Annotated in this window: 11 protein-coding genes; 10 read left to right on the top strand and 1 reads right to left on the bottom strand. The window is 58.4% G+C overall.

The window, feature by feature from the left end; all coding sequences use genetic code 11:
- The first annotated feature begins 62 nt into the window (after positions 1–62).
- The 5 genes from grxD (at position 63) to ppnN (ending at position 6,884) form a co-directional block, all read left to right on the top strand.
- A complete protein-coding gene (grxD, locus tag GGR73_RS07675; RefSeq protein WP_006450539.1) occupies positions 63–383 on the top strand; it encodes a Grx4 family monothiol glutaredoxin in 321 nt (106 codons plus the stop codon).
- On the top strand, positions 380–1,123 hold the full coding sequence (locus GGR73_RS07670) for an SDR family NAD(P)-dependent oxidoreductase (protein WP_167764024.1): 744 nt from the start codon (positions 380–382) through the stop codon (positions 1,121–1,123). The genes grxD and GGR73_RS07670 overlap by 4 nt, the downstream gene beginning before the upstream one ends.
- Complete coding sequence (locus tag GGR73_RS07665; RefSeq protein WP_006450537.1) at positions 1,120–1,719, top strand: YhgN family NAAT transporter; 600 nt, start codon at positions 1,120–1,122, stop codon at positions 1,717–1,719. The genes GGR73_RS07670 and GGR73_RS07665 overlap by 4 nt, the downstream gene beginning before the upstream one ends.
- A 458-nt stretch (positions 1,720–2,177) precedes the next feature.
- Positions 2,178–5,393 (top strand): TonB-dependent receptor, encoded by a 3,216-nt coding sequence (locus tag GGR73_RS07660; RefSeq protein ID WP_024937958.1) that lies wholly within the window; start codon positions 2,178–2,180, stop codon positions 5,391–5,393.
- Positions 5,394–5,498: 105 nt separating this feature from the next.
- Complete coding sequence (gene ppnN / locus GGR73_RS07655) at positions 5,499–6,884, top strand: nucleotide 5'-monophosphate nucleosidase PpnN (RefSeq protein WP_024937957.1); 1,386 nt, start codon at positions 5,499–5,501, stop codon at positions 6,882–6,884.
- A 1-nt stretch (position 6,885) separates the two neighbouring features.
- On the opposite strand, the gene GGR73_RS07650 is transcribed toward ppnN, so the two are convergent.
- Positions 6,886–7,914: a histidine kinase gene (locus tag GGR73_RS07650; protein ID WP_184456293.1), complete on the bottom strand. Its 1,029-nt coding sequence runs from the start codon at positions 7,912–7,914 to the stop codon at positions 6,886–6,888.
- A gap of 168 nt (positions 7,915–8,082) precedes the next feature.
- Between GGR73_RS07650 and GGR73_RS07645 the strand changes: the two genes are divergently transcribed.
- Genes GGR73_RS07645 through GGR73_RS07625 form a run of 5 tightly spaced genes read left to right on the top strand, consistent with a single transcriptional unit; the run spans position 8,083 to position 14,097 of the window.
- On the top strand, positions 8,083–8,655 hold the full coding sequence (locus tag GGR73_RS07645; protein WP_102581433.1) for a GspH/FimT family pseudopilin: 573 nt from the start codon (positions 8,083–8,085) through the stop codon (positions 8,653–8,655).
- An 11-nt stretch (positions 8,656–8,666) separates the two neighbouring features.
- Entirely contained in the window at positions 8,667–9,134 is a 468-nt protein-coding gene (gene pilV, locus GGR73_RS07640; RefSeq protein ID WP_102581434.1) for a type IV pilus modification protein PilV, read from the top strand.
- Positions 9,131–10,156: a PilW family protein gene (locus GGR73_RS07635; RefSeq protein WP_184456291.1), complete on the top strand. Its 1,026-nt coding sequence runs from the start codon at positions 9,131–9,133 to the stop codon at positions 10,154–10,156. The genes pilV and GGR73_RS07635 overlap by 4 nt, the downstream gene beginning before the upstream one ends.
- On the top strand, positions 10,153–10,707 hold the full coding sequence (locus GGR73_RS07630) for a pilus assembly PilX family protein (RefSeq protein WP_166770829.1): 555 nt from the start codon (positions 10,153–10,155) through the stop codon (positions 10,705–10,707). Before GGR73_RS07635 ends, GGR73_RS07630 begins: the two co-directional genes overlap by 4 nt.
- Positions 10,708–10,719: 12 nt before the next feature.
- Positions 10,720–14,097 carry a PilC/PilY family type IV pilus protein gene (locus GGR73_RS07625; protein WP_184456289.1) on the top strand — a complete coding sequence of 1,126 codons (3,378 nt, stop codon included), beginning with the start codon at positions 10,720–10,722 and terminating at the stop codon, positions 14,095–14,097.

Below are 14,097 nucleotides of genomic sequence, written 5' to 3'. Positions count from 1 at the left end.
GCCTTTGCGGAAGTCTATCCGACCCGGCGGTCGGGCCTGCCGCTCCCAGTCAGGAGAGTCCAATGCCGGTGATGGAACGGATCCAGGCCGAAGTCGAACAACACCCGATCGTGCTGTTCATGAAAGGCACCCCGCAATTTCCGATGTGCGGTTTTTCCAGCCGCGCCGTGCAGGCCCTGGTGGCTGCCGGCGCCGATCAGTTGCGCACGGTCAATGTGCTGGAAGAGCCCGAAGTGCGCGCCAATCTGCCGCGCTATTCCAACTGGCCGACCTTCCCGCAGCTGTTCATCCACGGCGAGCTGATCGGCGGTTGCGACATCACGCTGGAACTGTTCGAAGCCGGCGAGCTCAAGCGCATCGTCAGCGAGGCCTACCAGCCGTGAGTCTGGCGCAGGCCCGGCCCGACGCGGCGGCACTTGCCGGCCGCGTGGTGCTGATCACCGGTGCAGCCGGCGGGCTGGGGAGCGCGGCGGCGCAGGCGTGCGCATCCGCCGGTGCGACCGTGGTGTTGCTCGGCCGCAAGCTGCGCCCGCTGGAGCGCCTCTACGACGCGGTCGCCACGCGGGGTCCGGAGCCGTTGCTGTATCCGCTGGATCTGGCCGGCGCCACGCCGGACGACTACGCCACGCTCGCGCAGCGGCTGCAGTCCGAGCTCGGTGGCCTGCACGGCCTGCTGCACTGCGCCGCCGATTTCGCCGGCTTGACCCCGGCCGAACTCGCGGCGCCTGCCGACTTCGCACGCAACCTCCATATCAACCTCACCGCGCGCGCCTGGTTGACCCAGGCCTGCCTGCCGCTGTTGCGGCAGCAAGGCGATGCGGCGGTGGTCTTCGTCGTCGATGACCCGGCACGTGTTGGCCAGGCGTACTGGGGTGCCTATGGCGCTGCCCAGCATGCACAGCGTGGCCTGCTCGCCAGCCTGCATCACGAAACCGTCGCCGGCCCGGTCCGCATCAGCGGATTGCAGCCCGGCCCGATGCGCACCGCCTTGCGCGCGCGCGCCTTCACCCATCAGGAAGACAGCGAAGCGCTGGACCCCACGCGCTATGCCGCCGCCTGCGTTACCTTGTTGTCAACGGCCGGTGGCGCGCACCGCGGCGCGATCTGGAGTCCTTCCGCATGACCATTCTGTCGGCGGCACTGCTGCTGTTTCTGATCCTCGACCCGCTGGGCAACATTCCGGTGTTTCTCAGTGTGCTCAAGCCGCTGCCGCCCAAGCGCCAGCGCTTCGTGCTCGCGCGCGAGTTGCTGATCGCCCTGTTCGTGCTGATGGCGTTCCTGTGGGGCGGCAAGTACGCGCTGGAGCTGATGCATCTGCGCCAGGAATCGGTGGCGATCGCCGGCGGCATCGTGCTGTTCCTGATCGGCATCCGCATGATCTTCCCGCGCCCGGAAGGCCTGATGGGCGAGATCCCCGACGGCGAGCCCTTCATCGTGCCGCTGGCGATCCCGCTGGTGGCCGGCCCGTCCGGCATGGCCGCAGTGATGCTGATGGGCAGCAATGAGCCCACCCGGTTATGGGATTGGAGCCTGGCGCTGATGATCGCCTGGATCGGTGCTTCCACCATCCTGGCCTCGGCCCCGCTGTTGTACAAACTGCTCGGTCATCGCGCACTGACCGCGATCGAGCGCCTGATGGGGATGTTGCTGGTGGCCATTTCGGTGCAGATGTTTCTGGACGGCCTTGGCACTTATTTCAAGCTGCCGGTGTCGATCTGAGTCGAGTTGGCGATGGGCGGGCAGGGTGCGTGGCATGGGGACGGCTTGTTGGATGCCTGGCGGGCTTTGAAGCCGCGTCGCCGACCCGTGGCATGAGCGGCTGGCGGTGTCTGGCGACCACAGCGCGGGATGGCTGCCGATAGCCAGCGCTGCGTTTTCAGGCCAAACGTTGCCGGTTTGCGACAGGCCAGCTCGATAGCGCGACGCCAGTCGCAAATGCCGCGCGACTTTGCGCAAGCTGGCGTTTAGGCCTTCACATGCGAAGTTCGTGTTGCACCGCGCGAACTTTGTCACGCCGCCGTCACAATCAGGCCTTAGCGTGTTAATCTGTTGTTAACCGTTGCGGCAGCAACCAGCCGCGCGGCAAGGGACCCCAGATCATCGGCAGCCCACCCCCGGGAACGGTTGGGCTGACTGCGCCTTTTTGTCACTGCCCAACCTGTATCGAGGCTACCGAAATGACCCACCCCCGCTGTCTCCGCATGTCCAAGCTGACGCTTGGCCTTGTTGCCGCACTCGCCGCCGCCCCCGTGTTCGCCCAGAGCACCTCTGCCGGCGTCGCTGGCCTGGTGACCAGCAGCGCCGGTCAACCGGTGCCGAATGCCGAAGTGACGATCACCCACGTCGAATCGGGCACGGTCAGCCGCGCCACCACCGATGCCAGCGGACGCTACAACGCGCGCGGCCTGCGTGTGGGTGGGCCGTACACGATCACCATTACCGCTTCCGGTGCGGGCAACACCACGCGTGAAGGCGTGTACTTGAACCTGGATAAGGTCAATCAGGTTGATGCAGCCCTGGGCGGCGATCTGGCCACGCTCGGTACCGTGCAGGCGATCGCAGGCAACTACGGCTCAGCGATCTTTAGCGCCAACAAGATGGGCACCGGCACCAACGTGACCCGCGAAGAAATCGAGTCGCTGCCGTCGATCAACCGCAACCTGCAGGACTACGTGCGTCTGGATCCGCGCGTCGCGCAGACCGACAAGGCGCGCAACGAAATCTCCATCGCCGGCCAGAACCCGCGCTACAACGCGATTCGCGTCGACGGCATCAGCACCAACGATGCTTTCGGACTGGAATCCAACAGCCTGCCGACTCCGCGCCAGCCGTTCTCGATGGACGTCATCGACGAAATCTCGGTGGACGTGGCCAATTACGATGTGGCCATCACCGGTGGCACCGGCGGCGTCATTAATGCCGTGACCAAGTCTGGTACCAACGAATTTCACGGTTCAGTTTATGGAACCTATCGTGAGAACGACTGGTCCGGAAAAAACCAAAACGGTATCCGCCCGCAGCTGTTCGACAATGAAGCCACTTATGGCCTGACCCTGGGGGGGCCGGTTGTCAAGGACAAGCTGTTTTTCTTCGCTAACTACGAAAAGTACAAGGGCAAAGGCGTATTCACCGGAGCATCCGGCTACGGTCCGACCGGCTCGGGCGCCAGCAATATCGTTGGCGTGAGCCAGGCACAGGTTGACGAGATCGTCGACATTTCGCGCAATGTCTATGGCTTCGACCCGGGAACACTGGCTCTGCCAGCACTTGATTCTGAGTCGGAAGAGAAGGGCATTAAGATCGACTGGAACATCAGCGACAAGCACCGCGCCTCGTTTCGTTACGGCAAGTCCGAACAGGAGACCGCTAACCTCAATGGCTTCAGCGCTACCGCCTTGTCATTGAACTCGTACCATTACACCCGCAATTTCGAGCTTGAAACCTACACCGCTCAATTGTTCAGTGACTGGACCGAGAAATTCTCTACCGAAGCCAAGGTTTCCTACCGCGATTATTCTGCAGTGCGTGACGCTGCCTCGCAATTGCCGGCTGTCGGTGTCCGGATCGGCAACAACTTCGTCAACTTCGGTACCGAGCAGAGTACACAGGCCAATGCACTGCGTACTGAAACGTGGAATGCGTTCTTTGCTGCCAATCTGTATCTGGATGATCACACCCTGAAGTTTGGTGGCGACTACGAAGACAACGACATCTTCAACCTGTTTGCTCAGCGTGTCTTTGGTTCGTACAACTTCAACTCGATTGCCGACTATCGCAACAATCGTCCGGCTAGCTACCGTTACTCTCAGTCCACCAGCGGAAATATCGACGATATTGCAGCGCAGTGGGGCATGAAGAATGTCGGCCTATTCTTGCAGGACACATGGGCTGTCAACAGCAACCTGACCTTGACCTTCGGTGTCCGTTACGACGAGCCGATGGTGAAGAACAAGCCGCAATATAATGCAGCTGCCTCGACCACGTTTGGTGTGCGTAACGACGAAACCATAGATGGCAACGGGCTGCTGCAGCCGCGCTTTGGGTTCAATTACACCTTCGATGCAGACCGTCCCACGCAGTTGCGTGGCGGTGTTGGCCTGTTCCAAGGCGCAGCGGCGTCGGTATGGCTGTCCAATCCTTACTCGAATACCGGTCTGGCTTACACCGATTACAACTTCTCAAGCGTAAATCTGGTCAATAGCAACGGCATCGCGTTTACGCCGGACATCAACAACCAGCCGCGTGGTAACGGGACGTTGAACGGCGCCACTCAGTCTGTCGACTTCGTTGACAAGGATCTGGGTCAACCTGCTGTGTGGAAGGCGAACTTGGCGTTCGATACCGAGTTGCCTTGGTACGGTGTAGTGGCGTCGGTCGAGGGCGTCGTTACGAAGGTCAAAGAAGCTATTTACTACCAACAGCTGAATCTCAGCCAGACCGGACCGACTGCGGTCGGTCAGGATGGCCGTCAGATCTATTGGAATCAGGCGGGCTTAAATCCCGCCAACTGGAATGTCAACGGAACTCAGCCGACTGGCATTTCGGTCGACCCGCGTGGCAATCGTTATCGCAGCTACAACGATGCGATCATTGCGCGCTCTACCAGCAAGGGTGGCAGCCAGAGCCTGACCGTTGGATTGAATAAGCCGTTCAACGATAGCGATTGGTCCTGGAGCCTGGCTTATACCTTCGCCAATGCCGACGAAGTGAGTGGCCTGACAAGCTCCACCTCCGGTTCGCAGCTGGGCAATACGGCGGTGTTCCAGGCCAACGAAGAGGTCAATGCGACGTCTGCTTATGAGATCCGCAATAGCTTCCTCGGAACGTTGCAGTGGAAGCACAACTTCTTCGGCGACTTTGCCACCAAGGTCGGCCTGATCTACCAGGGCCGTAGTGGCCGTCCCTACAGCTATACCTTTGACAACGATGCAAATGGCGACAGCCGCTTGAACGACCTGCTGTACATCCCCGCAGGTCCGGGTGATGTTCGCTTTGGCTCGGCAGCGGAAGAAGCTGCGTTTTGGAACTTCGTCAACAATGATGAATATTTGTCGTCCCATAAGGGACAGGTTGCGCAGCGCAATGCAGTGCGCAACTCGTGGGTAAACCAGTTCGACCTGCACATCGAGCAGGAGCTGCCTGGCTTCTTGGAAGGCAACAAGGCGCAGATCTGGCTTGACGTGATGAACGTCGGAAACCTGCTCAATAAGAAGTGGGGCCGTGTGGACGAGTACGCGTTCCCGGGTATGCGCGGCGTGGTTGAGTACGGCGGTATCGATGCGGCTACCGGTAAATACGTTTACCGCTTCAATACGCCTGATCCGTCAACCATCTACGACGACAAGGGCATCTCCCGCTGGGCACTGCAGCTGGGCTTCCGCTACCAGTTCTAAAGTTGGCTAGTGGCTCGAAGCTTGCAGAAACGGCCGGGTTCTCCCGGCCGTTTTCTTTTGTGCGGGTGAGTACGCTAAAGTTCTGAGATACGACAGGAGCAAGCTATGGAACTCAGCAGTACGGCAGCACGGGCGCTGCCGGTGGTGGATGCGCGGATCTACCCGCGCGGTGGCCTGGACGTGTTGTCCAAGGCGGAAGTTGCGCGTCTGCGCGATGCCTCCAGCGGTGGCATGCATGAGTTGTTGCGCCGCTGCGCGCTGGCCGTGCTGACCAGCGGCAGCGCGTCGGACGACCCGCGCGCCGCGCGTGACCTATATCCGGATTTCGATATCCAGGTGAATCAGCAGGATCGCGGCATCCGCATCGATCTAAGCAACGCACCGGCGATGGCCTTTGTGGATGGCGAGATCATCCGGGGTGTGGCCGAACTGCTGTTCGCCGTGGTGCGCGACCTGGCCTACATGGCGATCGAGCTGGAAGCCCAGCGCGGGGATCTGGATACCAGCGAAGGCATCACCAACGCGGTGTTCGGGCAGCTGCGCAATGCGCGCATCCTGCAGCCGTCGGACCCGAACCTAGTCGTGTGCTGGGGTGGGCATTCCATCTCGCGCGACGAATACCTCTACACCAAACAGGTGGGCTACGAGCTGGGCCTGCGTGGTCTGGACATCTGCACCGGCTGCGGACCGGGCGCCATGAAGGGCCCGATGAAGGGCGCCACCATCGCGCACGCCAAGCAGCGCAAGCATCACACGCGCTACATCGGTGTGACCGAGCCGGGCATCATCGCCGCCGAGTCGCCGAATCCGATCGTCAACCACCTGGTGATCATGCCGGACATCGAGAAGCGCCTGGAAGCCTTCGTCCGCATCGGCCACGGTATCCTGGTGTTTCCGGGCGGCGTCGGCACGGCAGAGGAAATCCTCTACCTGCTCGGCATCCTGCTGCGCGAAGAGAACGCCGACCTGCCGTTCCCGCTGATCCTGACTGGCCCGACCATTGCCGCGCCGTACTTTGAACAGATCGACCGCTTCATCCGGCTCACCCTGGGCGAAGCTGTCGCTTCCCGCTACGAGATCATCGTTGGCGACCCAGTTGCCGTGGCGCGTCGCATGGCCGAAGGCATCCACGAGGTGCGCGCGCACCGCAAGGAACAGAAGGATTCGTACTACTTCAACTGGTCGGTACACATCCCGCTCGAGTACCAGCAGCCGTTCGAACCCAGCCACGAGGCCATGGCCGCCCTCGACCTGCACCACGGCCGCCCAGCGCCTGCCCTGGCCGCCGACCTGCGGCGTGCCTTCTCCGGCATCGTCGCCGGCAACGTCAAGGAAGACGGCATGCGCCGCATCGAGGAATTCGGCCCCTTCGAAATCCACGGCGACCCGGACATCATGCAGGCCCTGGACGAACTGCTGCGCGGCTTCGTCGAGCAGCGCCGGATGAAGATTTCGGGAGACTACCGGCCTTGTTATCGGGTGGTGACTTGATTTAGCGAGTGGGGATCGCTGTAAGCGGGGCATGAAGGGCAGCCAGGAAATGGCTGCCCTCCTTTGTGGTGTGTAGTTCAATTCTGCTGTCGAGATCGTGCAAGCGGGCGCGGACGGCGGCCAGTCCCACTTGATATCCTGTATGGACTATTTTGCCATCGGGCGGGAGGGGATTGCTGATTTCGATCACAATCGCGTCCGATGTTTGGCGGAGTTCCACAATTATATGAGATGCCTCGGAACGAAGTTCCACGCCATGACGAATTGCATTCTCAACCAAGGGCTGGATGGAGAGAGACGGAACCATGAGATGGGGAATGGCATCGGGAATCTTCCAGACGATGCTCAAACGCTTTCCGAAGCGGAGTTGCTCGATATCTAGATAGTGCTTTGCGATATCGAGCTCCTTGGATAGGGTCACAAGTTCCGGCCCTGTCAGAGTCGCTCGAAACAGTTCTGCCAGATCCATCAGTAAGCGCTCGGCATTGGCAGGATTGAGGCGCACAAGTGCTGTTGCTGTATTGAGCGTGTTGAACAGGAAGTGCGGTTGAATTCTCGCCTTGAGCGCTTCGAGTTCGAATTGTTTCGCGCGAATTGCATACTGTCTGGCGCGCCAATGAGTGTGGAAGGCCCATATTCCCAGCAAGCCAACCGTTAGTGCGATGCCTTCGGTTTGCAACAACAGCTTCAACCATTGGCGTGTGCCCATCGACCATGCATTTCCAACTACGCCCATTGCGATAAACAGCACTAGTGCTGCTGCTAGGAGAAGGAGTGCAAGGGTGACATTGGCGACTGTGATCGGACGGGCACGCTTAAGTCGGCGGCGAAGTAGGTAAAGGCCCGCCAGGGTCAGCAAGGCCGTCCACTGCATTGCAAATGATGTGATTCCAAAACCGATCCAGCCGGTCTGCAGGCCGGGTGCCAGGCTCAAAAGCACGGCGATCGCTTCTGCCACGAGCAAAACGCACGCCAGGGTACGAGAGTCCCACAGGGTTTGCAGGAAGGATTCGCCGATTGCGGTTGTCATTAGGATGCGTACCCCGAAAAACTGCTGTACATCATGCCCTTGTCGCGATCTGATAGGTGGGGCGCCTTTCGTGCGCCCGCAGAGCCCGTTCGTCGCCCACCTTTCGCAGCCGGGTGAATGCTTGGGTATTGTACGCTCATGTATCTGGTTGCCTGGGGAGGCTGCCCTATGTCCTATATCCGGCGCCTGGCACCCCGGGCACAGCAAGGTTTTTCGCTGATTGAAATGATGGTGACGGTCATCGTCTTGGCAATCGTCATGGCCATCGCTTTCCCAAGTTTCACAGCGCTCATCAATAGTAATCGGCTGTCGGCTGCGGCAAACGAGTTATCGGCATCGCTCCAGCTCGCCCGTTCTGAAGCGGTGCGCAGCAACGCCAGTGTGACCTTGTGTAGATCCAATGACGGCGCAACATGCGCCAATGGCGGCACCTGGGCGCGCTGGATCGTATTGCGTGGTGCCGAAGTCCTGCGTGTGAGTGAAGTCAGGTCGCAGCTACAGGTAAGCGTAAGCCCGGCGATTTCTTCCTCCAGCGCGCGGATTGTTTTCCGACCCGATGGACTCGCGCGTGATTCCACTGGTGCGAGGTTGTTGGCAGGAGCCGTGTCAATCTGCATGACGACTACCCAGCCGCCGGAAAATCAACGCATCGTGGCAATTGCGGGAGGGAGTCGGGTAGCAATCACCCGCGGAACTGACCCGCAGTGTCAGGCGCCGTCCGATGCACCAGCCTTGATCTGAGGAAAAGACAGATGAGAACGTCAGCGGCAGGCAGTCGTCGAAGTCAGGTCGGTGTCAGCCTGATCGAGGTTTTAATTTCCGTTGTGATCCTGGGCATCGGCATGCTGGGCATTGCTGCAATGCAGGCACGTGCGCTACAGAACAACAGCAGTTCCCTTGAGCGTAGCCAGATGGTGGTTCAGTCGTATGCGATTCTGGACGCGATGCGAGCCAATCTGACTGCGGCGCGTGCGGGGGCCTACAACGCTGCGATGACATGTAACGTTCCCGCCGGTGGCAACCTTGCGGCCAATGATCGACGGGATTGGATCACTGCCCTGAAGTCCAGTATGGGATCGACCGCTTGTGGTTCCATCCAGTGCGAGGCAAATGGCGTGCGTTGCACTGTCTCAGTGCGCTGGGACGACAGTCGTGCGACTGCGATGGGTTCCAGCGATAATTCAGCGCAGCGCGAATTCAGCGTGGTCACCCGGTTATGAGCACGATATTTCCTCCGCGCAAGTCGGTGTTTGGTTTCACACTGATTGAACTATTGATTTCACTGGTGCTGGGATTGCTGGTGACACTGGGTGCGATCGGTCTGTTCCTGACCAGCCGTCGAACTGCGGCTGCTACCGATAGCCTAAGTCGTGTCCAGGAGAACGCGCGTGTTGCTTTCGAGTTGATGGCGCGGGATATCAGAGAAGCTGGCGGAAATCCGTGCAACAGCAGCAACAACATGGCGATGGTGAACGTGCTAAGCGCTCCGGCAACGCGCTGGTGGACCAACTGGAATGTCGGTACTGCGAATGGAACTCTGCAAGGCTATGACGGGTCAACGGCGATTCCGGGGATCGGTTTTGGCACAACAACCGCCGGTCAACGGATTGCTGGCACAGACGCGTTGTCGCTGCTGTCGTCCGGGGATGCAACAGCGGTAGTGACGGCGCATGCTCCGGCTGCTGCGACGTTTACCGTCAACACTGCATCACACGGCTTGATACCCGGCGACTTGTTGATGGTATGTGGCCCCAATGCCGAAACGGGCGGTGTGATGCGCTTGGGAGCCATCTTTCAGATGACAGGTGCGGCAGGTACTGTTTCCATTGCACATGGCACGGGTGGTTCGCCTGGAAATGCAACCAATCGCCTGGGATTGGGCGGCTCTCTGTTCACCTTCGGTCCCAATGCCACGATTACCCGTCTGAATGCGTCAGCTTGGTATATCGGCACCAACGGGCGTACTAGGGGGCTTTATCAATCCACCCTGATCAATACCGGAGGGGTTGCCAGTGTTCAAGCGCAAGAGGTTGCAGAAGGGGTGCAAAACATGGCATTGACTTATTTGGTTGACGGAACCACAAGTTATGGCAATGCAGCGAGTGTTGCCGGTCGTTGGAGCCAGGTGACTGCAATCAGGATCACCTTGACGTTGGCGGGAACTGATCGTGACGGCGTGGACAATGCGGCGTTAGCACGCACTGTGAGTCAGGTCATCGCTCTTCGGAATAGAGCCCCATGAGCGGATCTTGGTCAGTCTCCTATCCATTGCGTCAGCAAGGCGTTTCGCTGGTTGTGGTGCTCATCCTGCTGCTCATCATGACGTTGCTCGGACTGGCTGTCTTGCGAAGCACGGTTCTCGAAGAGCGCATGAGTGCGAATCTGGTGGATCGCAATCTCAGTTTTCAGGCAGCTGAAGCGGCCTTGCGTGAAGGCGAAGCACTTGCCGCCAGTCGCACTAACGCTGAGCACGCTGCGATCGCGGCGGCTGCAGCGGGGGGCGCCTGCGTCAATGGCATCTGCCCTAGGCCGGATGCGACAGCAGTGGAGCGCTGGAAAAACGCGAGCTTCGGCGGTTGGCGTGCAGCAACTACTAGTGTCGGCGCGATCGCCTCGGCTCCGCAGTTCTTTATCGAATACATGGGTACGTCGGAGACGTGGCTGGAATGTAATCTCGACCCTCGCTATACAGGCAGCGATATTTGCTTACGCCCGGTGTATCGCGTGACGGCGCGAAGTGAGGCGGCAGGCCGTGCCAGCGTTATTGTCCAATCCAATTTCATTGTTCCGTAGGGGAACGTCGCCATGACTCCTTCCAGTCCATCTTCGCATCGGCTGTCCCGTACAGCAGGGCAGGTGCGTTGCGCTTTCATGGCGCTGGCCGCAACTTTGCTCGCCGCCCCAGTTGCCGCTGTTAACTTGCCCGTAGAGCCCTTGCAGTCCAGCGGAAGAGTGCCTCCCAATATCCTATTCATCCTGGATGATTCGGGTTCGATGAGCTACTCATATATGCCGGATGATGTGCCTCCGCTAGACATTGTAAATCCGGATGATGCAAATGATTTTGCAAATTTGAAGGCGTACACCCGGAACAGTATTTATTACAATCCTTCAGTCTCTTATTTTCCGTGGACAAATCCGGATGGGACTTTGATGGTTGGTGGTACGAATTATAACTCGGTTTATGGTAATGCTTCCTTCCTCACCAATCCGATAAATCTGTCTAGTAGCACCCAGACGTTCTACGTTCCAAAAAGCGATCTCACAACGGAAGCTCAGCTGTCAAATGGTCTGAATTACTGGCGTTATCAAATTCACCGAGATGGTGTGGTGATCCGTAGTGAATTGATGAATAATACGAACGGTCGCGAAGGGCTCTCCGGGCGTGGTTGCAGCTCAAGCAGGGATGGGCGGCAGTGGAAGAATTGTCAGAATATTACTCCTACTGGCCGCACTGATGCAGCCGAGCGGCTTAACTTTGCGACTTGGTACTCCTACCATAGAACCCGAATGAAGGTTGCTAAGGCCAGTGCGGGTCAGGCTTTCAGTGAGCTGAATACTTCTGTACGGGTGGGGTTTCGTACCATTTGGCGGCGTGAAAAAAATGGTAATCCTATTACACATGCAAACCCAATACCGGTCTCGCGAAATGAGGGGTTGTTTGACAATCCTAATGGGTTAACTGGTGCAAACAACAATAGAGCGCTCTGGTACGACCGACTCTATGGTGCGGAGGGCTCGGATGCCACTCCTCTCCATAGCGCTTTAACCGATGCAGGTCAGTATTTCAGTAGCGCCTCATCTTCCGGCCCTTATGGACCTCAGGTTGGCGATGCGCAGTTTGCATGTCGGCAGAATTTTACGATTCTCACCACGGATGGATATTGGAACGGAAAGGCAAATTATACCGACGTTGCTAATGAGCAAGACAATGTTTCCGGGCAGGTGATTCCTAACCCCAGAGGCGACTCGTACAGATACGAGCCTGTAAATCCATATCGTGGGACCGCCTCCGACACGCTTGCAGATGTAGCGATGCGTTATTGGAAAAATGATCTGCGAGGAGATCTCGATAACGTCGTTCCTACGTCATCTAAGGATCCCGCGTTTTGGCAGCACATGGCGACTTATTCCATCTCTATTGGTGCTGCTGGAACGCTTAATCCTGCTACGGATCTTCCTAGGTTGACCAGCGGGGCAATCAATTGGCCCACTCCCGCCAGTAATCGTATACAAAATGTAGACGATTTGTGGCATGCCTCGATCAATGGCAGGGGTGATTTTATTGTTGCAAGCGATCCGGATGAATTCACCAAAGGGTTGAAATCGGCTCTTGCCTCAATTATTGAACGAGCGGGCGCTTTCTCTAATTTGACAGCAAATTCCACGCGGTTAGAGACATCTACGTTATCGTTTCAGGCAAGTTTTATTTCCGGCTTGTGGTCCGGTCAGTTGCGCGCCTTTCCGGTGACTGTCAGTGGAACGTCGGCTACGGCGACGTGGAATGCATCGGCTGGTATTCCAACATCTGGACGCAAGATTTTCACTTTCAACGGATCAACAGGTGCTGCCTTTCCAACTGCTGCCCAATTGGTGCCTTTGGCACGTAGTGCTGAGCCGGCAGTAAGCGGCGCGAGTAATGCTGCCTACATTGCAGGTGCTCGAGATCAGGAGCTTGCGAATGGGGGAGAGCTGCGTAATCGCACAACGGTGCTGGGTGATATTGTCGGCTCTTCGCCTGTCTACGATGCTCAAACAAATACCGTCTATGTGGGGGCCAACGACGGCATGCTGCATGCTTTTGACGCGGGTGACGGTACCGAGGAGTTTGCTTACGTTCCCGCAGCACTTGATTTTTCCGATCTGAGTACGCTGAGTCAGCCTGATTATGAGCATCGCTATTTCGTAGATGGCCCGGTTATTTTGTCGCGCCGCGATCAGACCCCCGATACGAGCATTCTTGTGGGTACGCTTGGGCGCGGGGGTAAAGGGCTGTACTCGCTCGATGTCACCAATCCCTCAACCTTCGCCGCCGCCCGTGTTAAGTGGGAGCGGACTGAGACACCGCTTAATAACATGGGGTTGATTCTTGGTCAGCCAATTATTGCTAAGCTCAATAATGGCGACATGGGACTGATCGTTCCGAATGGTGTTAACAGCACCAATAATCGCGCAGCCTTGCTGATCTATCGACTCAGTGATGGCACTCTCTTGGCCGAGATGGACACAGGGGTAGGCTCGGCCGCTGCTCCCAATGGGATGTCGGCTCCCACGATCCGGGACGTGGACGGGAATGGCACAGCCGACTTCGTTTACGCCGGCGACATGCTAGGGAATATGTGGAAGTTTGACATCAGTTCGGCAGCCCGCTCGGCATGGAGTAACGCCAGCAGCCGGGTCAGGATGTTCACTGCCACCAATCCGGCCGGCCAAGCTCAACCAATTACCTCGTCACCGGTGGTTGCCCGTGATCCGGCGACGTTCCAATTGTGGGTCTTCTTCGGTACTGGTCGATTTATGGAAACCGGCGATGTAGTGGATCGAAGTGTTCAGACTTTCTATGGATTAAAAGACGCGACTGCTGCGGTCGCAAAAAGTGCGTTGCAACAGCGCACGATCGCCGCAGTTGCGACAGATGAAGATACGGGACGTACCGTACGTGCCTTTGAAGTGCCCTCCGTTCTCCCCTCGGGGCGTAGCGGCTGGTACATCGATTTAGTTAGTCCGCCAACACCTCCCGGCACACCGGTTGGCGAACGTGTCGTCAGCGACCCTCAGGTGGTCAATGATGTATTGAACTTTTCAAGCATCATTCCCAGTAGCGATCCGTGTCTGCCAGGAGGCACCGGCTTTCAGAACGCGTTGAACGCTTTCACCGGAGCGAGCTTATCCGAGTCGTTCTTCGACCTAAATGGTAACGGTTCATTCGCAGACGAGACGGTGTCGGTAGGCGGTAGCACGGGGTCGCCAGGAACACCGGCGGCAACTGGATCTGTTGGGCTTGGAGGAATGGGCACGACAGGCAATATCCTGACTGGCGGTGGCGGTGGCGGTGGCGGTGGCGGTGGCGGTCCGGGACTTATCTGTACGAACCTTTCCAATGCAACCGTGGAGTGTCAGCGTATCCGTGAGGCGCGCCGGACTTCTCGTGTCTCTTGGCGCGAACTGTTGAAGGAGATGTGA

The organism is Xanthomonas sp. F14, assembly GCF_014199865.1.
This window is presented reverse-complemented; position numbering and strand designations above follow the sequence as displayed.

Excerpts from the sequence above, each read along its gene's own strand:
- grxD (WP_006450539.1), top strand. The coding sequence starts at position 63 with ATGCCGGTGATGGAACGGATCCAGGCCGAAGTCGAACAACACCCGATC.
- GGR73_RS07665 (WP_006450537.1), top strand. The coding sequence starts at position 1,120 with ATGACCATTCTGTCGGCGGCACTGCTGCTGTTTCTGATCCTCGACCCG.
- GGR73_RS07660 (WP_024937958.1), top strand. The coding sequence starts at position 2,178 with ATGACCCACCCCCGCTGTCTCCGCATGTCCAAGCTGACGCTTGGCCTT.
- ppnN (WP_024937957.1), top strand. The coding sequence starts at position 5,499 with ATGGAACTCAGCAGTACGGCAGCACGGGCGCTGCCGGTGGTGGATGCG.
- GGR73_RS07650 (WP_184456293.1), bottom strand. The coding sequence starts at position 7,914 with ATGACAACCGCAATCGGCGAATCCTTCCTGCAAACCCTGTGGGACTCT.
- GGR73_RS07645 (WP_102581433.1), top strand. The coding sequence starts at position 8,083 with ATGTCCTATATCCGGCGCCTGGCACCCCGGGCACAGCAAGGTTTTTCG.
- pilV (WP_102581434.1), top strand. The coding sequence starts at position 8,667 with ATGAGAACGTCAGCGGCAGGCAGTCGTCGAAGTCAGGTCGGTGTCAGC.
- GGR73_RS07635 (WP_184456291.1), top strand. The coding sequence starts at position 9,131 with ATGAGCACGATATTTCCTCCGCGCAAGTCGGTGTTTGGTTTCACACTG.
- GGR73_RS07630 (WP_166770829.1), top strand. The coding sequence starts at position 10,153 with ATGAGCGGATCTTGGTCAGTCTCCTATCCATTGCGTCAGCAAGGCGTT.
- GGR73_RS07625 (WP_184456289.1), top strand. The coding sequence starts at position 10,720 with ATGACTCCTTCCAGTCCATCTTCGCATCGGCTGTCCCGTACAGCAGGG.